Consider the following 21,572-nt stretch of genomic DNA (forward strand, 5'->3'; position numbering starts at 1 on the left):
TTAAGGGAGTAAAAGTAAGGTTAAAGTAAAGAAAAAACAATAAATTTGCAGATTATAGTATTTTTTTAATGAATAAAACAGCAGAAAAACAAGCACTAACAGATAAAATCGTTGAAGCACTTCAAGATGTAAAAGGAGAAGATATCATGATCTTTGATCTTTCCAACATCGAAAATTCCGTAGCGGAAACGTTCGTAATATGCAGTGGAAACTCCAATACACAGGTAGCTGCATTAGCAGGAAGTGTAGAGAAGAAAGTGAGAAACGATTTGAAAGACAGACCTTGGCACGTAGAAGGTACCGAAAACGCAATGTGGGTATTGGTAGATTACGTTTCCGTGGTGGTTCATATATTCCAAAAAGATGTACGTGAGTACTACGATATAGAAGAGCTTTGGGGTGACGCTGTCATCACCAGAATTGAAAATGAATAATAAAATTTTAAAAAGTATAAATGAATAATAAAGGATTCAACTGGTTCTTTCCTATTGTAATCGTAGCTCTTTTGCTATTTTTCGCTTCCAATTTCCTTGGAGGTGAAGCAGCAAAATCTATTGATGAAGATGGTTTCTTTAGAGAAATGCAGGCGGGGAAAGTCCAGAATATAATTATATACAAAGACATAGAGAAAGCAGATGTTTTCCTTACCAAAGAAGCAAAAGCGGCTACTGTTGCTAAAACTTCCAAAGAAAACAACCCTCTTTCAGCCTTGGATATGGCTCCTAAAGCAGATTTTACTGTAAAATATGGAGATCTTCAGCTTTTCCTTCAAAAATTTGATCAGACAAAAGCTTCCAATCCGGCTATTAAAACAACAAAAGATTACGGAACAGGCAAGAGTCCGTTCACAGATATTTTAGTATCTGCGTTGATCTGGATTGCCATTCTGGGACTGTTCTATTTCCTTCTTTTCAGAAAGATGGGTGGTGGCGGAGGTCCTGGCGGACAAATCTTCTCTATCGGAAAATCTAAAGCGAAGCTTTTCGATGAAAAAGAAAGAATTCAGGTAACATTTAAAGATGTTGCAGGATTAGAAGGTGCTAAAGAAGAAGTACAGGAAGTAGTTGATTTCCTGAAAAATTCAGAAAAGTATACCAAACTGGGAGGTAAAATCCCTAAAGGAGTACTTTTAGTAGGTCCTCCGGGAACCGGTAAAACCTTATTGGCAAAAGCGGTTGCTGGCGAAGCTAAAGTACCGTTCTTCTCACTTTCAGGTTCGGATTTCGTAGAAATGTTTGTTGGGGTAGGAGCTTCCAGAGTAAGAGACCTTTTTGCTCAGGCAAAAGCTAAATCTCCGGCCATTATCTTTATAGACGAGATTGACGCCATCGGACGTGCAAGAGGAAAAAATAATTTCTCAGGCGGAAACGACGAAAGAGAAAATACTCTGAACCAGCTTCTTACTGAAATGGATGGTTTCGGAACAGATACAAACGTGATCGTAATGGCTGCTACCAACAGAGCAGATATCCTTGATAAAGCGTTAATGAGAGCAGGACGTTTTGACCGTTCTATCTATGTAGATCTTCCGGAATTACACGAAAGAAGACAGATTCTTGATGTTCACTTAAAGAAAATCAAGCTTGATGACAGTGTAGACAGAGACTTCTTAGCAAAACAAACCCCAGGTTTCAGTGGTGCAGATATCGCTAACTTATGTAACGAAGCAGCACTTATTGCAGCAAGAAACAGCCACGAATTTGTAGTGAAGCAAGACTTCCTTGATGCTGTAGACAGAATTATCGGTGGCCTTGAAAAGAAAAATAAAGCCATCAAACCTTCTGAAAAGAGAAGAATCGCCTTCCACGAAGCTGGTCACGCTACCGTTTCATGGCTTACAGAGCATGCTTCTCCATTATTGAAAGTAACCATTGTACCAAGAGGACGCTCTTTAGGAGCAGCTTGGTATCTTCCGGAAGAAAGACAGATCACAACCACTGAACAGTTGCTTGATGAAATGTGTTCACTTTTAGGAGGAAGAGCAGCAGAACAGGTTGCTTTGGGTGATTACTCAACAGGAGCACAGAATGACCTGGAAAGAGCTTACAAGCAAGCGAATTCAATGGTTACGATTTATGGATTGAGCGAAAAGGTAGGACACGTTTCTTACTATGACAGTTCAGGCCAGTCGGATTATTCATTCTCAAAACCTTATTCTGAGAAAACAGCAGAGGTCATTGATGATGAAATTAAGAGATTTGTAAGCGAGCAATACGACAGAGCGATCAGAATTCTTACTGAGAATAAAGATAAGCTTGATGCTTTAGCTAATAAACTTTTAGAAAAAGAGGTAATCTTCCGCGAAGATTTGGAAGAGATTTTCGGAAAAAGAGCATGGGATCCTGAATTGACAGAGAAACCTGTTACCAATACAATCCCTGAAAAAGATCAGCAGATTGCATTGGAAACCCCTCAGATCAAAGAGAAAGAAGAGGAAAGAGAAATACAGGCTCCAGAAAGCCCGACACAGCTTTAATACTCTTAAAAAATAGAATTTATAAAACCTGACAACCTCAAAATTGTCAGGTTTTTTCATATTTAAGGAGATATTTTGAACTCTATTGTAATTTATTTTCTATTTTTGTATAAAGTTGACTAAAAATAGATTAAGTTGAATTTATTCAAGAGGATTGTAAGCAAACTTACCAACCAGCCTGAGGAAGACGAGAAACAGAGCCTGGAGAAGCTTGGGGATTCGCTGAAAAATGCGGATCTCGACTATAAGTTTGCCCAATTATTTACGCATTCGGGGGGATTTTTTAATTATTGTGCAGATGAAGCGGAAGCTCTACAAACTTTAAATCAAATTATCAAAATAGAAGGTATCGGTAATCTTTTCTGTTGGGATAAGGAACTTCAGAACTTTTTAAATGTTGTGAAATCTACCTATACCTCAGAACTGCAGCCGTCCAATGATGCCGCATTCATCACCTGTGAATACCTGATCGCCTATGATGGCCGAATCATGCTTTCACATAACAATATTCTCCATTACCATTCTTCAAGACTCCCTGATAAAATTATTATCATTGCCAACGTTTCACAGATTGTGAACAATCTGAATGATGCCATGGGAAAAATAAAAAGAAACGGAAATATCAAGAACCTTACTTCCATCAGTGGAAGCCAATCTAAAATGGACAGTTCTGCCAATTCCAACGTGAAACTGTTTTTACTGCTGCTTGAAGATTAAGCACCCACTTCTAAACTTTAAATTTTGGACAAAAATCTCATTCAAAGAACCATTTCAGGGATAGTTTATGTAGCTGTCATCATTCTTTGTTCAACTCCGCTGGGAGCACAGCTGATCAACAATATTGCCCCGGGCCTTATCAAACAGCAATATCTTTATCATGCGCTGATAAGTCTCTTACTTATCGTGGGCACATGGGAGTGTGTTAAGATCATGAAATTCGGAAAAGGATACGAAAAATGGGTCGTGTATCCATTAGTCATTTTTATATTTTATATGTTTTCCAAAAGATACTTTAGTCATGACTTCTTTTTTGATTTCAGATTGAGTGAAATTCTGGCTCTTGCCCTCATAGGAATCGCTGTAGTCACTTTATTTAAATATCCTAACGAATTATACTTCGACAGCGGGAAACTGATCTTTACGGTCATTTACGTGGCTCTGCCGTTCAGTTTTGCATTGGGACTGCCTAAGTTCTCAAGCTATAATGATACCTTCTCTCTGGAAGTTCTTTTTCTGTTTATCTTGATTTGGAGTAGTGATACTTTTGCTTATCTGGTAGGAAAGTTCTTCGGAAAACATAAAATGGCTCCTAAGATTTCTCCTAAAAAAACATGGGAAGGATATATTGGAGGCGTTGTTTTAACTCTTGTCCTTTCTTACTTTATAGAGCATTACCAACCTGAACTAAGAGGAAACTGGATGGTTGTAGGATTTCTGGTAGCTGCTTTTGCTCCATTGGGAGATTTGGTGGAAAGCCAGCTGAAAAGAAATTTCGGCGTGAAAGACAGTGGAAACATCATTCCGGGGCACGGAGGAGTTTTAGACAGGCTTGATAGTTTTATTATCTGCGTTCCTGTCGTATATTTGTACTTTATTTTAGAAAAATTTATTTAGTCTCATGAAATTACATAGAGAATCAAAAGGAACGATTACCGTAGCAACCCTACTTTTTTTGGTAGTGGGAGTGTTGGCAATCTATTTCCTTGAAATATGGTCACTGCTGATCATTATGCCTTTGTTGGTTATTTACTGTCTTGTATTCTGGTTTTTCAGAGTGCCAAACCGTACGATCCTTGATCACAAAGAAAACGTTATTGCTCCGGTAGACGGGAAAGTAGTAATGATAAAAGAAGTAGAGGAGGATGAATTCATCAAAGGAAAAGCTATTCAGGTTTCCATCTTCATGTCTCCGCTGAATGTGCACATTTGTAGATATCCGGTTTCAGGAGAAGTGATTTACAAAAAGTATCACCCTGGAAAATATCTGGTAGCATGGCATGAAAAGTCTTCTACGGAAAATGAAAGAACAACGGTAGCGGTACAGACTTTAACCAACCATAAAGTGGTATTCAGGCAGATTGCCGGATATGTGGCAAGAAGGATTGTTTTCTACTGTAATGAAGGAGATAAAGCAAAAGCCGGGCATGAGTTCGGATTTATTAAATTCGGGTCGAGAATGGACGTATTTCTTCCTTTAGATACCGAAATCATCTGTAAGATTGGTGATATTACAAAAGGTGGTCTTGATGTGATTGCTAAATTGAAGGAAAATTAAAATGTATTGTATATAAAAAAAGAGAGTCCATGTGGCTCTCTTTTTTTGTTTAAAGATCTTTATTTAATATATTTTTTAACCTCTTCTGTAAGCTGTAGGATCAATTCTAATGGTAAATCCTGTTCCACATCAATCAGGAGGATTTTAAACTTCTTTCTGCCATCCTGTATCAATTCCGGATGATCCAGACGGTCTCCGTGGTAAAAACTGATGTAGTGCTTTTTATACTTTTTGCTGTAGTAGAAATAACACAGCATTTTCTTTTTATACTTGATAAACGGAAGTCCAAAGCTGAACGTTTCTGTAATGTTTTCCGTATCAGATGCGAGGATTTTTTCACGCAAAAAAAGAAGAGTACTTCTTTCAGGTTCTTTAATTCTGTAGAAATACTCTTGTATGGGGTTCATTATAAAAATGATTAAAATTGTTTTTAGTCGAAATTCTGTAGCTCAACGAGCTTATTATACATTCCTTTTTTGGCAATAAGATCATGGTGAGTTCCCTGTTCAACGATGTCACCTTTTTCCATGACTACAATCCAGTCTGCTTTCTGGATGGTAGAAAGACGGTGGGCAATAACAAGAGACGTTCTGTTTTCCATCATTTTTTCTAAGGCATCCTGTACAAATCTTTCAGATTCTGTATCCAATGCGGAAGTTGCTTCATCCAGGATCATAATCGGTGGGTTTTTCAGTACTGCTCTTGCAATAGATACCCTTTGTTTCTGACCTCCGGAAAGCTTCCCTCCATCATCTCCGATATTTGAATCATATCCTTCAGGAAGTCTTGTGATAAATGCATCTGCATTGGCAATTTTGGCGGCAGCAATTACTTCTTCTCTCGTAGCATCAGGTTTACCCATCAGAATATTATTGTAAACGGTATCATTGAAAAGTACAGATTCCTGGGTTACCATTCCCAATAGCTTACGATATTCCTCTAACTTTAAATGTTTGATATCTGTTCCGTCAATCAGAATTTCTCCTTCAGAAACATCGTAGAATCTTGCGAGAAGGTTGGCAATGGTTGTTTTTCCACTTCCACTTTGCCCAACAAGAGCTACGGTTTTCCCTTTAGGAATAGAAAGAGAGAAGTTTTTAAGAATCGTATGGTCTTTATCGTAGTAGAAACCAATATTATTAAATTCGATTGAACTATTTAATGTTGAGATAGAAACAGGATTTGGGATTTCGTCTATTTTCACATCCGCATCAAGAATCGCTAAAACTCTTTCAAGAGAAGCTTCTCCCTTCTGAACATTCGAGATAGACTGAGATAAACTTTTCACAGGCGGTAAAATCTGGAAGAAAATACCCAGGAAAACAAGGAAATCCGCTGGTGAAATACTTTGTTCTACAATAATTTGTTTTCCTCCGTACCAGGCAATAATTAAGAACGTAACCGAACCTAAAAATTCGCTCATAGGAGAGGCTAATTCCTTTTTTCTGCCTAAGCTTATAGAACTGTTGATCCATTTCTGCATAGACAGCATAAAACGGTTGTCCATTATTTTTTCTGCACTGAAAATTTTGATCACTTTGGTAGACTTCAATGTTTCATCTACAATAGAGAAAATATTTCCCATTTCATGCTGCGCTTCGTGAGAATCCTTTTTCAGACTTTTTCCTATTAAAGCAATCATCGTTCCCATTATAGGTAATACTAGAAGTGAGAAAAGTGTCATTTCTGTACTTAAAAAGAAAAGCGTTACCAATGTGCTGATCAACATAAAAGGAGCATTGATCAATTCAACTAAGCTTCCTAAAATATTTCCTTCAACTTCGCCTACGTCATTGGACATACGGGACATCAGATCTCCCTTTTTGCTTTCCGTAAAAAAGGAAACAGGTAAAGCAAGAATCTTTCTGTACATAGCTCCACGAAGGTCTTTAGTAACACCTACACGGTAATTGATCAACAAAAATGAACCTAAATATCTGAAAAGGTTTCTCAGTAAAAACATAAAAGCTGTTACCACGCAAAGCCACGCCAGAACGTTAAGTGCTCCATGCTCAGTGACTAAAGTCTGAACATAATAATTGGCATATTCTTTTGCATATGAGAAAAAGTCTAAAATCTCTCCCGAATAAACTGGAGGATGGCTGTATTTTTTGGCCTCAATGGTTCCGAAAAGCATCCCTAAAACCGGTAGAATAGTCCCTAAGGAAGCAATCTGAAATACAGAGTACATAAGGTTGAAAAACAAACTTCCGTAGATGTATTTTTGGTGCGGTCTTGCGAACTTTAGTATTTTAATATATTGGTTCATTCAATGAAAAAATTGGATAGCAAAATTACGTAAAATTAAAAGATAAGACGTTCTTAATCCTATTTTACTTTAAAGGATAAGTTTCAAAAAATGTCTTTTTGTTACAATTCATAACTCATGAATTTTCTTTTGCCATAAATTAAGAAGAACCGAAAAGCGGAATCTGGATAAGCACGATTCTAAAAAAACCGCTGGAGTAGCGGTTTTTTATGATGAATAATGTATTAAAATCTTACCTGGTCATTGTACTTCGGTGCAAAATTCTTAGGATTAAGCTGGTCCAAAGTTTTTCCGAAGTTATTGATGATCTGGGTCATATTATCAAAATCTACGATGTTGACATCATCATTTTCATGGTGATAATGAGTGGCTTTCGTCATATCCACAGTAGAGAATGAGTGGGCTATGATTTTCTTTTTTACAAAGCTCACATTATCTGAACGGTAAAATAACTGTTGTTGAGCATATGGGTCTGCATGTATTTTTAATCCGTTTGCAGCATGAGTGTTGAAAAGCTCATCAAGGTCAGAAAATTCGTCTCCGGTCATATACATAGCATTTTTTCCCCATTGAGACTCGGTAGCAACCATTTCGAAATTGAAAAGAGCCGTCATGTTATTATAAATGTGATCCAGATTTTTATCTACGGAAATTGCTTTTGAGCCCAGCATTCCTTTTTCTTCTCCATTGAATGCCATAAAGACCATTGAGAATTCAGGCTTTTTCTTTTTAAAATAATCAGCAATACCTACTAAAGTGGTAATTCCGCTGGCATCATCATCTGCACCGTTGTATATATTGTCGCCACTTTTATTACTGGTTCCGATATGATCAAAATGTCCAGAGAAGCCAAGATATTGATTTGTTTTTCCTTTTTTGATTCCACAAACATTGTATACTGTTTTCCCTTTATAATCGAAAGGAATCAGATAAGAATTTCCTGTACAGTATTCCAGATCGTTTTCCTTGAAAAGCTTTGCAATATAGTTGGCCGCATTATCATTTTCAGCGGTGCCGATCTCACGGCCTTTCATTTCATCAGAAGCAAGAGTAGAAAGTACTGTTTGAATTCTTGTTTTTGAGACTTCCTGTGCGAAAGACAATACAGAGAAAAGTGATAGCGTAAGATAAGTTAGTTTTTTCATATTTTTTATTTGTTGTTTACAAGATATTTGGGAAAAGCAATTGTTCTTCCTTCTTTGATGATATACAGGGTATCTGCTTTAGGCTTTTTAATAATTCTGTAGGGAGGGATGGTTTGGCGCCAGCTGAAATCAATAGTATTATTGCTGTCAAATAGATTATTTCCGGAAAGAAAGAGTATTCTTTCATCATTGGCATTGGTATGGAGTTCATAATGATAAGTGCCAGGTTTGTAGGTTATCGTATTGATGCTAAATAAATAGCCTGTTTTTAAATCATTATCAATATTCTCATCAATGTCGGAAAGGTAGAAACTTGGTTTTTTTTCAGCTTCCTGATCTTCTTGGTGTTGAAGTTGGTAGGCAATAAAGAAACCTGCCAGTAAGAAGGCTGCAATAATACTTATTTTATTGGCGGTACTTTTCATTTCTGTAAAAATAAAAAAAAACAGCTCCCTGGGGAACTGTTCTCACTCAAAAAATCGTTGTAAGGCTATCGAAGTCTGTCTACAGATTTCACGAGCCTCTCATCTTTACGGATGTATATATTTGCAATAAGCAGACATATTACCGCAACCAATGGGAAAACCGGCTCAATACCCTTCTCAGGAAAATTAATTCCTCCGGATAAGTTTAGTAACCAGTACGCCAATACACCAATCAACAAAGCGTTTATAATGATGCTGATAGTATTCAGCAAAATTTGTCTTTTTCTGTTTTTGAAACTGAAGATACTTAATGCTCCAATAACAACAAGCACTATAGATCCAATATTAATTACTGGAATACTGCCGAAAACGGCAACATCCTGTCCTGTTATAAAAAGAAAAACAGCAGCTAAAACTGCTAACAAGGTCCATATAGTTTGTATTCTCTGTAGCATTGAATATTAAATTCTTGGCAAAAATAACATAAATTTTGCACAATTCAAAAATAAGTGTAGATTTGCATTATACAATGTACTTGAAAACCAAAGTCACCGGACTTACTTTTCTTACTCACAATTAATTACATTTTTACATTAAATATGTTTAACATAGAAACGTTAAGGTCAAAATCCGTAACGGAACTGACTAAAATCTTAAAAGATTTGGGCGTTAAAGTTGCAAGAAACAGCAATGAAAATGACAAGATCTTTGCTATTCTTGACTTTCAGGCTTCTAACCCTAAAGTCTCAAAAGATTATTTCAACGCCACAGAAACCACCAGTGTAAATACTGAAGAGGCTCCAGCAGAAAAACCTGTTAAAGCCCCGGCAAGAAAGGCTGCTCCAAAAAAAGCACCAGCCAAGCCAAAAGCCATTGCAAAAGCTCCGGCAGAAGAAAAAGTAGAAGAAAAGATACCGGTTCCTGAAGAAGTAAAACCTGAAGAACCCAAAACTGAAGAAGTTGTCGCTGCAGAAGAAGGCCAAGCAGCCACTCCAGCTAAAAAGAAAAGGAAAAGGGTTCCTACCAATACAGGGAATGCAGAAGCTACCCAGGAGAAAATAGAAGCTCCAAAAAACACAGAATCTCAAGAGCCAGCTCAGGCCGAAGAAAAGCCTAACACCCCTCCTCAACAGCAACAGGCTAACAGACCTCAAAAAGGACACAACCATCCACAGAACAGTGGAACCCAACATAAAAATCAACATCAGCATCAAAACCAAAACCAAAATCAGAACAGACATTCTGAAAAGGCAGAGGAACCGCAAGACCATAAAAAAGAATTCCATTTCGATGGAATGGTAAGTATTGAAGGTGTTTTGGAAATCTTACCAGATAACTACGGATTTTTACGTTCTTCAGATTTCAGCTATATCTCTTCTCCTGATGATGTGTACGTTTCTACGGCACAGATCAGAAATTTTGGTTTGAAAACCGGAGATACTGTTAAAGGGATTGTAAGACTTCCAAAGGAAGGTGAAAAATATTTTTCACTGCTGAGACCTACGGAAGTTAACGGACGTGATTTAGCATTCATTAAAGACCGTGTTGCTTTTGAATATCTTACCCCACTTTTCCCGGAAGAAAAATTCAATCTGGCAGGAAACAATTCTACTATTTCTACAAGAATCGTAGACCTGTTCGCGCCAATTGGTAAAGGACAAAGAGCAATGATTGTTGCACAGCCTAAAACAGGTAAAACAATGTTGCTTAAAGATATTGCCAATTCTATTGCAGCCAACCACCCGGAAGTGTATATGATGGTTCTTCTTATTGATGAACGTCCGGAAGAGGTAACTGATATGGAAAGAAGCGTAAATGCAGAAGTTATTGCCTCTACATTTGACGAAGCAGCAGAAAAACACGTGAAAGTAGCCAATCTTGTTCTAGCAAAAGCACAGAGAATGGTAGAATGCGGTCATGATGTAGTTATTTTGCTGGACTCTATTACAAGATTAGCAAGAGCATATAACACTGTTACTCCTGCATCCGGTAAGGTTCTTTCCGGTGGAGTAGATGCTAATGCACTTCACAAACCCAAAAGATTTTTTGGGGCAGCAAGAAAGATTGAAGGAGGAGGTTCTTTAACGATCATTGCAACAGCACTTATCGATACAGGGTCTAAAATGGATGAAGTAATCTTTGAAGAATTCAAAGGTACAGGTAACATGGAACTTCAGCTGGACAGAAAAATTGCTAACAGAAGAATTTATCCTGCTATTGATCTTGTTTCTTCCAGCACTCGTAGAGATGATCTTCTTCTTGATGAAGTGACTTCTCAGAGAATGTGGATCTTTAGAAAATATCTTTCTGAAATGAATCCGGTAGAAGCCATGGAATTTGTTAATAAAAACATCAAAGGAACTCTTAACAATGAAGAATTCCTGATGTCTATGAATAAATAAATTTAATTATTGTTAAATAAAAAGCACGCATCGTATTATATGATTCGTGCTTTTTATTTTTTTGACAAGGAAAATAGAGGATAAAAATAAATATTTAAAAATTTAATTCATTCTAAATCAATATATCAATGTTAAAGATTTATTAAAGTAATACCCAATCTTTGATATTCCCTTAAATATTGGCTAATTTTGGATTATAACATTAAAAATAAAGATTATGTCATTTGAATTACCAAAACTAGGATATGCATATGATGCATTAGAGCCAACTATTGATGCAAAAACTATGGAAATCCACCATACAAAGCATCACCAGGCATACATTGACAATTTAAATAAAGCAATTGAAGGAACTGAACTAGCAGGAAAAACGATTGAAGAGATCTGCCAGACAGGAACTGATAAACCAGCAGTAAGAAACAACGGTGGAGGTCACTTCAACCACTCTTTATTCTGGGAAATTTTAACTCCTGGAGGAAGCAAAGAACCTGTAGGAAATGTAAAAGCGGCAATCGAAAACTATGGTGGTCTTGAAAAGTTCAAAACTGACTTCTCTGATGCTGCAAAAACAAGATTTGGTTCAGGATGGGCTTGGTTGGTAAAAAATGCTGACGGTTCTGTATCTGTATCTTCTACACCAAACCAGGACAACCCATTAATGCCTGTAGCAGACGTTAAAGGAACTCCGGTTTTAGGATTAGACGTTTGGGAGCATGCATACTACTTAAACTACCAAAATAGAAGACCTGACTATGTTTCTGCATTCTTTGATGTAGTAAACTGGGATAAAGTAGAAGAATTATTCAACAAATAATTTTCAGCTATTATAAAATAAAAAAGGTTCAGAAATTTCTGAACCTTTTTTCATATTTACCTCAATACTATTTGCTTAAGGTTTTTTTATTCTTTACAAATGTAGGGTTTGAATAGTACTTTAAAAGTGTTTTTGTTAATTTATCTTACTGCATCACTACCGGAAAGGGCATTCATTTTTAAGCCATATTTCCAGTTTACATAGGCAAAAACCTGATACAGCTTGTATTCAAATTTGATCCCATAGTTTTCTTTTGGGTCATAGTCTATTCCGGATTCTATGATATTTCTGTATTTCCCGGAATTGTAATAACTGTTCCACTCATTCACCAAAAATGTATTCTTTGTTTTCAGATAAGATTCAGAGTATTGGCTGATAGGTTTGGCAATAGCACTTAGAAAGTAATCGAACTGGGTATCAATTACCGTAAGGTCCCATTCTCCGTCTTCGTTTTTAGAAGGTTTCATTTCGGATTTTTCTTTGGAGGTCTCAGGCTTTGTCTGTGAAAAGTAATCCAAAGGAATAAGTGCAAATAACAGAGCTAAGATTATATTTTTCATATGAATTTTTATTAAAGAAATACAATATAAAAGTTTTATATTCAGTGGTGTAGGATGAAACAAATATACGCCTATTTGAAACGGAATGCTCTACAATTGGAAATGAAAAATGCCTGTATAAGACAGGCACTTGATAAGAGGGGGTAATAGTTATTTTTTTAGGTCGATAATAATCTCCGGATTTTCTTTATGGATTTTGATGACTATATTTTCTTTAAAAGATATTCTGTAGACTGCACGGTCTGCCGTTCTGTAACCAATTTCCAGCTTTTCTACTTTCCTGTCTAGTACTTCATATTCCTTTCCCATCAGGGTAATTACTTTTTTAAAACTCATACCCGGGACAATTCTTTTGATATTTTCATAAGTGTACTCTGTTCCTGTTCTGCCGGCACAGGCCAGCACAGTTCCGGAAAAGTAGTAGAATAATAATATATTGAGTAATTTTTTCATAAGCATTTATTAAAACATACTGTACCTGAATCCTACTGTAATATAGAAAGAAGAACCGAAATTGAATTTGTTCTTATTCTTAAAAAGACTTTCTGTAAATCCTTTGAAAGAACGGTCTGCAAGAGTTACAGATCTCATCCAGTTCCCACCCAATCCGATGAATAAAGATGTATTGCCTCTTTTGTATTCCGGAGAAATGTAAGACCGTATATTAGACAGTCCATAGATCTTTGAAGTATCATCAATTTTGACGACGGAAGATATTCCATCTATTTCTATTCCCGTTATTCTTAACTTCCAGTGTTCCGAAAGCTTTGCAGCCGCAGAAATATCAATTCCCGAGGCAATATTTGCAGAAACCTCATAATCGCCTGATACCTTCCAGTTGACGAGTGCCATCGGAATCAGTAATGGAACCCCAAAGCTGTTGGTAAGGCCGGCTCCGGCTCCAATACTGAGATTATCTTTAATTCTGTACATAAAAATTGCAGCTCCATTGAAAAGGATGCTTTCCGCCGTTATGGCTTTGGGAGAAGAGTAAATACCCGCTCCCAAACTGCCGATGAATGACCATTTTTCTGATATAGGACGAATATGATTGACTGTGAAATTAGCATTGATAATCTGACTCTGATCCAAATCTGCCTGTTCCAATTCATTTCTAAAACTTCCGTAAGATCCGCTTATTGTAGCATTCCATATTCTTGGTTGTGCTCTTTCTGTAGGGATTATGGAAAGAGGAAGGGTATATCTTCCTGATATTTTCAGCATATCTCCCTTCCCGAACTTTTCATCTTCTTTATTCTGCAATGATGAGCTGGAAAGATATTCTGTTCTGATCTGAATTTGTGCAGAAACAGATGCCAATAAGCAGCTGAATACAGCTATTAGTAATACTTTTTTCATGTTTTTGAAACCGTAAATTTTATTCAAAATAAAAGAATTCAAAAACGGGGTGAAAGTAAATCCGGATAGGGTTTATTTTTTTTAGGATGAAAATAAAAATTCAGAGGATGAAATAAAGGAACGTTTATTCTATAAAAGGAATATGAACAGAAAAGGAATCGGGCAGATGATTCACTGAAAGATGTTTATCATAAGCTGAATGCTGCTTTTCCAGGTTTTCCAGGCCTATGCCATTCTTTTTCACCTGAGTGCGGCTGTTGATAGGATTATAAACGGATATTCCCTGCTGATCTATAGTGATCGTGATTTTTAAAGGGGCATCGCTGTCACTTACATTGTGTTTGATTGCATTTTCTACTAAAATTTGAAGAGAAAGAGGGATTATTTTCCGTTGGCCGAAGTGATCACTGCCGGAGATTGTTAAAAAAATACTGTCAAAACGTATCTTTTCCAGAAAGAAATAAGATTCTACAAATTTAAGTTCTTCTTTCAGGGTGATCAGCTCTTTTGTGTGGGCGTGTAATACGTACCGGTAAAGACCTGCCAGTTTCTTAATGAAAAGATTAGACTGGGTAGGATCTTCATATACCAGATAAGATAATGCATTAAGACTGTTGAATAAGAAATGAGGATTCAGCTGGGACTTCAAAATTTCATATTGATATTGAGCTTTTTCTTTTTCTCTTGCCATTAGCTGAAGTTCCAGTCTGATTTTTTGTTCCGCATAATAATACGCTGCAATAAGAAATACAAGAATGCAGTTCAGAAGCCACGCAGGAACTGTAATATCAAAAAGGCGGCTCTTAAAATCTTCAGTATCCAGGATTAAAAAATGCGCAGAAATACTTACGCAAAGAACGGTTAAAGAAGTAATGGCTAGGGAAATTACCATCACTTTTAAAAAAAGGTATGAAGAATATTTTTTAATGATATTTCTAACAATCCATACATCGAAAAAGCCAAAAAAAATACAGGCTAAAGTACTTGTGGCAGCAGATAAAGAGGTAATGTGTCCATCGTCACCCAGCTGAATTTTCAATATAATATACTGAAAAATGATGGATAAAGCAATGATAAGGCCTGTAAAGGCAATACTGTATTGGGTCTGTTTTTTCATGAAATGGTAATTCCGTCAATCCATTTAAGAAAATCAGGGACTCTTTTACGACTTACTATTATTTCATGGGGATGCTCTGGGGTACAGCTGACTTTCAGCCTGCTGTTGTCGTATTTTACGATTTTGCTGATGGATTGTATATTGGCCACACAACTTCTGGAAACCTTAAAGAACATTTGCCTGTCGCAGAAGTTTTCAATTTGTTCTATGGTATAATTAATAATGTATCTCTTGCCTGAAAAGGTATGGAGAAATGCCAGTTTATCTTCGCTGTAGAAAAAAGCAATATCACTGCTTTCAATATAGTCGTAAAGAGCTCCCTGCTGGATTAGAAATCTTTTTTTTACAAAATTGGGCTGATATACCTCTCTGATTTTACTGAAGATTTCTGGTTCTTGTTTTTTGTTGTGCTTCTCAAATTTTTGTAAAGCTTTTTCAAGATCTTCTGTTTCTATGGGTTTGAGAAGGTAATCTATACTGTTGAGCTCAAATGCTTTTAAAGCAAATTCATCATAAGCAGTTGTGAAAATGATGGGTATATCCGTTTGCACCTGTTCAAAAACATCAAAGGAAATTCCGTCTGAAAGTTGAATGTCCAGAAAAATAAGATCAGCGGTATTCGTACTTTTGATATAAGAAGCAGCTTCTTTTACCCGTGTCAGAGTTGCTGTGTGAATATATTGGGGTCTGATGGCGGAAAGCATTCTTTTAAGTTCTTCCGATACCAATCGTTCATCTTCAATAATGATATATCTGTACATAAGCTGATAAGTAATGAATCCAGCTATTGGATTTTACTCGGGTAAAAGTAAACAAATTTATAAAACCAGTAGGTTTTGATGATATCTTTGGTTGCTTCATAAAAAAAGCTGCTTCAAATGAGGCAGCTTTTATATTTTTTAAGGTTCTTTCTGCAGAACTACAAACGCGGGGAAGTGATCACTATATCCGCCCGTAAATTGGTCGCCATTCCAGGACCTGAAAGGATAACCTTTGTAATTTCCTTCTTTATTTACCAAATAAGCCGGAGCAAAAATTTCGGCTTTATATACTGAGTATTCTTTTGTTGCCTGATCAGAAACTAAGTTTTTAGAAACGATAATCTGGTCAAAAAGGTTGGGTGCATCCTGGTAAGCTAAAGAAGCTACTCCTTTTTTGTATAGAGGATACATGAGATTCAGATAAGGAGTCTCTTCACTTAAATCTTTAGGATTAGCCTGAGCTTTCAGGTGATTTTTTAAACTTGGGCTGATAGGATCATCATTGAAGTCCCCCATTGCAAAAAGTTTAGTTGTAGGATCTGCGGCTCTTACGCTATCCATCTGCTGTTTCAATAATTGAGCTGCGGCATTTCTTTTAGGTAAAGAGATCGCTTCACCTCCTCTTCTTGAAGGCCAGTGGTTCATGAAAAATGCAACCTTTTCGTTATCCAAAAATCCTGTTACTACAAGAATGTCTCTGGTGTATTCTCTTCTTCCGTTATCACCGAAAATCTTCAGTTCTTTCTTTAAAGAGTTAGTTGGGGTAAATCTTCTTTTTTGATAGATCAAAGCAACATCAATTCCTCTGTAGTCATAAGAATTGTAGTGGATAATTCCGTAATCATATTTTTTTAAAGCAGGCTCATTGATAAGATCCTGAATAACCTGTCTGTTCTCCACCTCAATCAAACCTACAATAGCAGGTGCTGTTTTGGTGTATTGAGCTCCCATCTCGGAAATTACTTTTGCTTCATTTGCTAATTTTGCTTTGTAAATCTTTGTTCCGTAGTTTTTTGCGCTCTTTGGGGTAAACTCATCAGATCCACTTTGTTCTCTTACTGCTTTTTTACCGATCAGGGCTCCATCGCTCCATGGTCCGTCATACTTTTCTGCATCCAGAAATTTAATGGAATCCATGGGAATACTTCTGTGGAAAGCCGGATTCTTTATATCTTTAGTTCCGTCAATATAATCTGCTGAGCGAATGGTGTCCCAAAGGTTTTCTACGTTTAAAAAACCTACGGTGGCAACTTTTCTCAGTTTTCCTTGTTGTTGTGAGAATGCCATCATCGAAATGATAATAGCAAACAGACACGAAAATCTCTTCATCCTCTTTAGAGTTATTATTAATACTATTTAATTTGCAAATTTACTTTTTTTTAATTCACTGCATTTTAAATAATTGTAAATTTAAATGCGGTAATCCATCACTCTCTTATATAATGATTCTTAAAAGTTTGCAATGTTAAGAAAAAATAATGTTAAAAAAGTGCTGAATTGCAAAATTTGACTAAATTTGTGCCCCCAACTTTTAAACTGTTGAGAATTAACAAGAAAAGTATTTAAAAAAATAAATATACTCATGATTAAAAAACTATCATTAATCTCTTTATTCACTTTGCTGCCTGCGTCTTATTATTTTGCGCAGACAACAGTGTTTGCGTATCTTAAGGATGCAGATGGTAAACCTGTTGAACAGGCAAGCGTGGATTTAAAAGGAGTAGGAAATGATGTAAAGGCGGACAAAATCGGTTACTTTCAGTTTGCTGATTTGATGCCCGGACATTATCAGATTATGGTTACAAAATCAAATTTTGAAACTAAAATTTTAGAATTTGACGTAACTAATAATGAGAAAAAGAAAGATCTTGGAGTAATTACTCTTTATTCTGCATTAACTAGTGCAGATCAGGGTTTAGCGATCGTAGATGACTCTGCAGAGAGTGACAGCGGTGGCGGACAGCAGACTGCAACCGTAGGATTGCTTCAGTCTTCTCAGGATGTATTTAACAGAATTGCCAGTTTTGATTTAGGACAATACTGGTTCCGTCCAAGAGGAATTGACAGCAGAACCGGAGAGAATATGATAAACGGTATCTCCATGGCGGGTGCAGACAACGGAGACGTTGACTTCAGTACATGGGGAGGATTAAATGAAATTACCCGTTACCCGGAAATTTCTGCTAATCATGCTCCTTCCGAGTATGCTTTCGGTGGTGCTACCGGAGTATTTTATAAGAATACAAAAGCCAGCGAGTACAGAAAAGGAAGTCAGTTGACTTACTCGTTGACGAACAGAAACTACAGAAACAGATTATCTTACAGATACTCTTCCGGAATGAATAAGAACGGATGGGCGTTCACAGGGATGATCGCAAGAAGATGGGCACAAGAAGGGATTCAGGACGGTACTTTCTATGATGCATACAGTGGATATATTGGTGTTGAGAAAAAATTCAGCGACAGTCATACGATGACTTTCAATGCTATTGGATCTAAATATGCAAGAAGTTCTTCAAGCCCAAGCACTCAGGAGGTTTATGATTTCAGAGGAATTCATTACAACTCGTACTGGGGATGGCAAGGTGGAGAAAAAAGAAATGAAAGAGTAAGAAGAGGATTCCAGCCAATCCTTCAGTTACAGGATTTTTGGAAAATCAATAAAAATTCTCAATTATGGACTACCGTTTCTTACCAGTTCGGAAAAGAATACAGTTCAAGATTAGATTGGTATAGAGCCAATAACCCATCTCCAACTTATTATCGTAATTTACCAAGCTATTGGTTAAACTACAAAAACCCAGCTCCTGAACAGGCTGCAAACATTGGACTTACCAGAGACTGGTGGACTAATGACGATCAGTCTCATACACAGATCAACTGGGATAATCTTTATAACGCCAACAGAAGTGATAACCTTTACAGACCGGAATTCGGTGGTAGAAGAGCTGCTTATTATTTAGTTGATGATGTGAAGGATGACAAAGTATTCAATGTATCCACTCACTACACGTATAACTTTAATGATACTTCCCGTTTCATTTTAAACGTGTCTTACCAGAACTACAGATCTGAACAATATAGAGAAGTAAATGACCTTTTAGGTGCTGATTTTGCCCTGAACATGGATCCATTTGCCAATAATACAACTGCAGGAAGCACTTGGGGTAAATATAATACCAGAGAAAGCGATGCAGATGTAGCCAAGAGAAAAGGAGACAAAATAGGGTATGACTATATTTTCAGAAGACAGGAAGTAAAAGTAAACCCTGCATTCAAATTCTCAACGGGTAAATTTGATGTTTTCATTTCCGGATTATTCGGATATAGCAATAACAGCAGAGAAGGTTTATTCCAACATTATCTGTATGAGTCTTCTTACGGAAAAGGAGAGGATAAAAACTTCTGGAACGTGGGTGTTAAAGGTCAGGTTACTTACAGACTTAACGGTAGAAACTTCTTTGTTTACAACGGAGCTTACTTCTCACAGTCGCCATTCTTAAACGATATTTATTTCAATACAAGAGTAAGTGGTGTTTCCACTCCTGGTATCAAGAATGTTGTAATTGATGCGAATGATTTAAGCTATGTAATTTCCACGCCAATTGTTAAAGTGAGATTAACAGGATACCTTGTTAATACTCAGAATGAAACCAGCGTACAGAGATATTTTGCACAAGGGGTGAAGTTAACGAACCTTACTGAAACAGGAGATCAGGCTCCGGTACAGGATGGTGCTTTCATCACGCAGGTTCTTGCAGGTGCCAACAAGAGAAATATGGGAGTTGAATTGGGTGCTCAGGTAAAACTTACACCTACATTAACGGCTAGTGGATTGGTAAGTTTAGGACAATATACTTATACGAATAACCCTACAGTTTATTTCGCATCTGATGCCGTTGGAACATTCAGAGAACTTGATGGAAACGGAAATATCGTATCAAGATCTTACACAAATATGGGTCAGGCTACTCTTAAAAACTACAGACAGGGAGGAACGCCTCAAGAGGCTTATACTTTAGGTCTTAGATATAGCAGCCCTAAATACTGGTGGGTAGGAGCAACATGGAACTACTTTGGACATTCTTACTTAGATCCGTCTCCAGTAACCAGAACTGCAAGATTCTACACCAACCCTAATACACCGGGAGTTCCTTATGATAACGTAAGCGAGGAAGAATTAGCAAGAGTTCTTACTCCTACCAAACTACCTTCAGCGTTTTTCTTTAACGTAAATGCAGGTAAATCCTGGATGATCGGTAAATATTATGTATTGGTATCTGCATCTGTAAATAACCTTCTAAACAATAGAAACTATATTACTGGAGGATTTGAGCAGACAAGAAACGTTAACTATAATGATTATACTAGTGATTATGACAGCGGAAACATGGTATTTGCTCCTAAATATTGGTATAATCAAGGAAGATCTTATTTTGTGAACCTTCAATTCAGATTCTAAAAAATTAAACTTAAAAATTGAAAACAATGAAAAATATATATTTTAAAGCGGCCATTTTTAGCGCCATTTCCATGCTGACGATTTCGTCATGTGTAAAATCCGATGATTATGATGTGCCGGAAATTCAGTGTACAAACAAATTTGCAGCAGCGAATCACAAATTATCAGAATTAGCAACCATTGCAAAGCCAAAACCTACAGCTGCAGATATCATTGCAGAAGATTATATCGTAGAAGCTTATGTTAATTCAAGTGATGAGTCTGGAAATATCTACAAAATGATGTTCCTTCAAGATAAGCCTGAAAACCCTACACAAGGTATTGAGATTGATATCGACGGTGGAAACCAGTATCTTGATTTCCCTACAGGTGCTTTGGTTAGAATTAATCTGAAAGGTTTAATCGTTCAGGCGTCTAACGGAAATATCAAAGTAGGTTCTTATGATCCTAACTATTCAGTAGGAAGAATCAATCCGAATAAAGTTTCAAATTATATGGCAAGAGTTTGCGATGGTCAGAGACCTGTAGTTGCCACAATCAAGCCACTTGAGTTTAACTCTGTTGCTGACGCTCTTAAAAACGGAGCTCACATTAACCAGTTGGTAAAAATCAAAAACGTTCAGTTTGAAGATCCGGAATTAACGAAAAACTTCTCTGACGATACTGCAACAGGAGACCGTTATATTGTTGATAAAAAAGCGGCAAGATTAGATCTTCGTTTCAGTAACTTTGCAACGTTTGCAAAATCTCCGATTTCTCCTAAGTATGCGAAAAGTGGTGATATCGTTCTTCTATTGAGCCGTTATACAAGCCCAAGTAACCCAACATCTACTACATATACAGAACAGGCTTATATCAGAGATCTTTATGACCTGAACTTCCCGAATGACAGATTCAATCCAGGTGAGCCAGAAGCCCCATCTGCAAGTGCTGTTAATCTTTTTGCAGGATCAGACTTTGAAAACTGGGCATCTTTCCTATCCACATTAAATAGCTTTGGGCTTATGCCTTATGCATCTCAAGGTATTGGTTTAGGGTATAATGGTACAAGTTCCCTTCAGATTAAAGGTACACCTGCCAATAATGATTACGTATTTACATCAGTCGCTGCTACCGGAATACCTGCTGTTCCAAAGAGAATTACAATGTACATTAAAGGTGTAGCGACAGGAAAATCGCTTTCTTTCAACGTATATAAAACTAATGGTACTTTCTATACATTCAACTTAGGAACATTCTCTACAGGGGCTACTTTAGGGGTAGAAAGTGCGAACTCTTATACAGGATCTATTAATACAAACGGGCAGTGGAGATTAGTAGAACTTACGCTTACAGGTCTTGCTGATCTTAACGTAACCGCTGGAAAAACTATGTTTGCTTTAAAAACAGGGTCAAATGGAAATTATGATATTCAGATTGATAACATCAAGATTGAGTAATCCTTTGCTATAAATTTGAAATAGAATACTATTTCATTATCAATAAAATAAGCCGGTTCATAAGAGCC

The 21,572-nt window shown here is 36.8% G+C and carries 20 protein-coding genes; 9 read left to right on the plus strand and 11 right to left on the minus strand.

The genetic code is table 11. The annotated features are described in order from the left end of the window. Window positions 1–68: 68 nt before the first annotated feature. The 5 genes from rsfS (at window position 69) to ACQ76T_RS15295 (ending at window position 4,751) form a co-directional block, all read left to right on the plus strand. Complete coding sequence (gene rsfS, locus ACQ76T_RS15275) at window positions 69–434, plus strand: ribosome silencing factor (RefSeq protein WP_422694404.1); 366 nt, start codon at window positions 69–71, stop codon at window positions 432–434. A 20-nt stretch (window positions 435–454) separates the two neighbouring features. Further along, the gene (gene ftsH, locus ACQ76T_RS15280; protein WP_431344156.1) at window positions 455–2,476 is read left to right on the plus strand and encodes an ATP-dependent zinc metalloprotease FtsH; all 2,022 of its coding nucleotides are present in this window, start codon (window positions 455–457) and stop codon (window positions 2,474–2,476) included. A 135-nt stretch (window positions 2,477–2,611) separates the two neighbouring features. Next, window positions 2,612–3,193 (plus strand): LUD domain-containing protein, encoded by a 582-nt coding sequence (locus ACQ76T_RS15285; RefSeq protein WP_422694406.1) that lies wholly within the window; start codon window positions 2,612–2,614, stop codon window positions 3,191–3,193. Window positions 3,194–3,217: 24 nt separating this feature from the next. After that, window positions 3,218–4,090: a phosphatidate cytidylyltransferase gene (locus ACQ76T_RS15290; RefSeq protein WP_431344157.1), complete on the plus strand. Its 873-nt coding sequence runs from the start codon at window positions 3,218–3,220 to the stop codon at window positions 4,088–4,090. A 4-nt stretch (window positions 4,091–4,094) separates the two neighbouring features. Continuing rightward, window positions 4,095–4,751 carry a phosphatidylserine decarboxylase family protein gene (locus ACQ76T_RS15295; protein WP_431344158.1) on the plus strand — a complete coding sequence of 219 codons (657 nt, stop codon included), beginning with the start codon at window positions 4,095–4,097 and terminating at the stop codon, window positions 4,749–4,751. A gap of 59 nt (window positions 4,752–4,810) precedes the next feature. On the opposite strand, the gene ACQ76T_RS15300 is transcribed toward ACQ76T_RS15295, so the two are convergent. From ACQ76T_RS15300 to ACQ76T_RS15320, 5 genes are all read right to left on the minus strand, one after another. Then, window positions 4,811–5,158 (minus strand): DUF1801 domain-containing protein, encoded by a 348-nt coding sequence (locus ACQ76T_RS15300; protein WP_431344159.1) that lies wholly within the window; start codon window positions 5,156–5,158, stop codon window positions 4,811–4,813. A gap of 23 nt (window positions 5,159–5,181) precedes the next feature. After that, window positions 5,182–7,020, minus strand: a complete 1,839-nt coding sequence (locus tag ACQ76T_RS15305) for an ABC transporter ATP-binding protein (RefSeq protein ID WP_431344160.1) — start codon at window positions 7,018–7,020, stop codon at window positions 5,182–5,184. A 224-nt stretch (window positions 7,021–7,244) separates the two neighbouring features. Next, on the minus strand, window positions 7,245–8,165 hold the full coding sequence (locus tag ACQ76T_RS15310; RefSeq protein ID WP_431344161.1) for a M28 family peptidase: 921 nt from the start codon (window positions 8,163–8,165) through the stop codon (window positions 7,245–7,247). A 5-nt stretch (window positions 8,166–8,170) separates the two neighbouring features. Further along, the gene (locus ACQ76T_RS15315; RefSeq protein ID WP_431344162.1) at window positions 8,171–8,590 is read right to left on the minus strand and encodes a hypothetical protein; all 420 of its coding nucleotides are present in this window, start codon (window positions 8,588–8,590) and stop codon (window positions 8,171–8,173) included. Window positions 8,591–8,655: 65 nt separating this feature from the next. Beyond that, complete coding sequence (locus tag ACQ76T_RS15320) at window positions 8,656–9,045, minus strand: DUF4293 domain-containing protein (RefSeq protein WP_431344163.1); 390 nt, start codon at window positions 9,043–9,045, stop codon at window positions 8,656–8,658. A 144-nt stretch (window positions 9,046–9,189) separates the two neighbouring features. Between ACQ76T_RS15320 and rho the strand changes: the two genes are divergently transcribed. Both rho and ACQ76T_RS15330 read left to right on the plus strand, forming a co-directional pair. Next, window positions 9,190–10,992 carry a transcription termination factor Rho gene (gene rho, locus ACQ76T_RS15325; RefSeq protein ID WP_431344164.1) on the plus strand — a complete coding sequence of 601 codons (1,803 nt, stop codon included), beginning with the start codon at window positions 9,190–9,192 and terminating at the stop codon, window positions 10,990–10,992. 217 nt (window positions 10,993–11,209) lie between these two features. After that, a complete protein-coding gene (locus tag ACQ76T_RS15330; RefSeq protein WP_149387627.1) occupies window positions 11,210–11,806 on the plus strand; it encodes a superoxide dismutase in 597 nt (198 codons plus the stop codon). A gap of 140 nt (window positions 11,807–11,946) precedes the next feature. Here the strand turns inward: ACQ76T_RS15330 and ACQ76T_RS15335 are convergent, their stop codons facing one another. The 6 genes from ACQ76T_RS15335 to ACQ76T_RS15360 form a co-directional block, all read right to left on the minus strand. Next, window positions 11,947–12,366, minus strand: coding sequence for a DUF6146 family protein (locus ACQ76T_RS15335; protein ID WP_431344165.1), 420 nt, complete (start codon window positions 12,364–12,366; stop codon window positions 11,947–11,949). 150 nt (window positions 12,367–12,516) lie between these two features. Continuing rightward, complete coding sequence (locus ACQ76T_RS15340; protein WP_431344166.1) at window positions 12,517–12,819, minus strand: hypothetical protein; 303 nt, start codon at window positions 12,817–12,819, stop codon at window positions 12,517–12,519. A gap of 9 nt (window positions 12,820–12,828) precedes the next feature. Next, entirely contained in the window at window positions 12,829–13,725 is an 897-nt protein-coding gene (locus ACQ76T_RS15345; RefSeq protein ID WP_431344167.1) for a DUF6268 family outer membrane beta-barrel protein, read from the minus strand. 124 nt (window positions 13,726–13,849) lie between these two features. Then, window positions 13,850–14,842 (minus strand): sensor histidine kinase, encoded by a 993-nt coding sequence (locus ACQ76T_RS15350; RefSeq protein WP_431344168.1) that lies wholly within the window; start codon window positions 14,840–14,842, stop codon window positions 13,850–13,852. Further along, a complete protein-coding gene (locus ACQ76T_RS15355) occupies window positions 14,839–15,603 on the minus strand; it encodes a LytR/AlgR family response regulator transcription factor (protein ID WP_431344169.1) in 765 nt (254 codons plus the stop codon). Before ACQ76T_RS15355 ends, ACQ76T_RS15350 begins: the two co-directional genes overlap by 4 nt. Window positions 15,604–15,741: 138 nt before the next feature. Next, entirely contained in the window at window positions 15,742–16,932 is a 1,191-nt protein-coding gene (locus ACQ76T_RS15360; RefSeq protein ID WP_431344170.1) for an endonuclease, read from the minus strand. Window positions 16,933–17,185: 253 nt separating this feature from the next. On the opposite strand from ACQ76T_RS15360, the gene ACQ76T_RS15365 reads away from it, so the two are divergent. Together ACQ76T_RS15365 and ACQ76T_RS15370 are read left to right on the plus strand one after the other, a co-directional pair. Next, window positions 17,186–20,065 carry a carboxypeptidase regulatory-like domain-containing protein gene (locus tag ACQ76T_RS15365; protein WP_431344171.1) on the plus strand — a complete coding sequence of 960 codons (2,880 nt, stop codon included), beginning with the start codon at window positions 17,186–17,188 and terminating at the stop codon, window positions 20,063–20,065. A 26-nt stretch (window positions 20,066–20,091) separates the two neighbouring features. Continuing rightward, the gene (locus ACQ76T_RS15370) at window positions 20,092–21,504 is read left to right on the plus strand and encodes a DUF5689 domain-containing protein (RefSeq protein ID WP_431344172.1); all 1,413 of its coding nucleotides are present in this window, start codon (window positions 20,092–20,094) and stop codon (window positions 21,502–21,504) included. The last annotated feature ends 68 nt before the right edge of the window (window positions 21,505–21,572 follow it).

The sequence above is a fragment of the Chryseobacterium sp. JK1 genome (assembly GCF_050632815.1).
GTDB lineage: Bacteria > Bacteroidota > Bacteroidia > Flavobacteriales > Weeksellaceae > Chryseobacterium.

What these genes read in the sequence shown, in the direction of transcription:
- ACQ76T_RS15340 (WP_431344166.1), bottom strand. Translation starts at nt 12,819, where the DNA reads ATGAAAAAATTACTCAATATATTATTATTCTACTACTTTTCCGGAACT.
- ACQ76T_RS15295 (WP_431344158.1), top strand. Translation starts at nt 4,095, where the DNA reads ATGAAATTACATAGAGAATCAAAAGGAACGATTACCGTAGCAACCCTA.
- ACQ76T_RS15310 (WP_431344161.1), bottom strand. Translation starts at nt 8,165, where the DNA reads ATGAAAAAACTAACTTATCTTACGCTATCACTTTTCTCTGTATTGTCT.
- ACQ76T_RS15360 (WP_431344170.1), bottom strand. Translation starts at nt 16,932, where the DNA reads ATGAAGAGATTTTCGTGTCTGTTTGCTATTATCATTTCGATGATGGCA.
- ftsH (WP_431344156.1), top strand. Translation starts at nt 455, where the DNA reads ATGAATAATAAAGGATTCAACTGGTTCTTTCCTATTGTAATCGTAGCT.
- ACQ76T_RS15320 (WP_431344163.1), bottom strand. Translation starts at nt 9,045, where the DNA reads ATGCTACAGAGAATACAAACTATATGGACCTTGTTAGCAGTTTTAGCT.
- rho (WP_431344164.1), top strand. Translation starts at nt 9,190, where the DNA reads ATGTTTAACATAGAAACGTTAAGGTCAAAATCCGTAACGGAACTGACT.
- ACQ76T_RS15300 (WP_431344159.1), bottom strand. Translation starts at nt 5,158, where the DNA reads ATGAACCCCATACAAGAGTATTTCTACAGAATTAAAGAACCTGAAAGA.
- ACQ76T_RS15330 (WP_149387627.1), top strand. Translation starts at nt 11,210, where the DNA reads ATGTCATTTGAATTACCAAAACTAGGATATGCATATGATGCATTAGAG.
- ACQ76T_RS15305 (WP_431344160.1), bottom strand. Translation starts at nt 7,020, where the DNA reads ATGAACCAATATATTAAAATACTAAAGTTCGCAAGACCGCACCAAAAA.
- ACQ76T_RS15365 (WP_431344171.1), top strand. Translation starts at nt 17,186, where the DNA reads ATGATTAAAAAACTATCATTAATCTCTTTATTCACTTTGCTGCCTGCG.
- ACQ76T_RS15370 (WP_431344172.1), top strand. Translation starts at nt 20,092, where the DNA reads ATGAAAAATATATATTTTAAAGCGGCCATTTTTAGCGCCATTTCCATG.
- ACQ76T_RS15335 (WP_431344165.1), bottom strand. Translation starts at nt 12,366, where the DNA reads ATGAAAAATATAATCTTAGCTCTGTTATTTGCACTTATTCCTTTGGAT.
- ACQ76T_RS15345 (WP_431344167.1), bottom strand. Translation starts at nt 13,725, where the DNA reads ATGAAAAAAGTATTACTAATAGCTGTATTCAGCTGCTTATTGGCATCT.
- ACQ76T_RS15350 (WP_431344168.1), bottom strand. Translation starts at nt 14,842, where the DNA reads ATGAAAAAACAGACCCAATACAGTATTGCCTTTACAGGCCTTATCATT.
- ACQ76T_RS15315 (WP_431344162.1), bottom strand. Translation starts at nt 8,590, where the DNA reads ATGAAAAGTACCGCCAATAAAATAAGTATTATTGCAGCCTTCTTACTG.
- rsfS (WP_422694404.1), top strand. Translation starts at nt 69, where the DNA reads ATGAATAAAACAGCAGAAAAACAAGCACTAACAGATAAAATCGTTGAA.
- ACQ76T_RS15355 (WP_431344169.1), bottom strand. Translation starts at nt 15,603, where the DNA reads ATGTACAGATATATCATTATTGAAGATGAACGATTGGTATCGGAAGAA.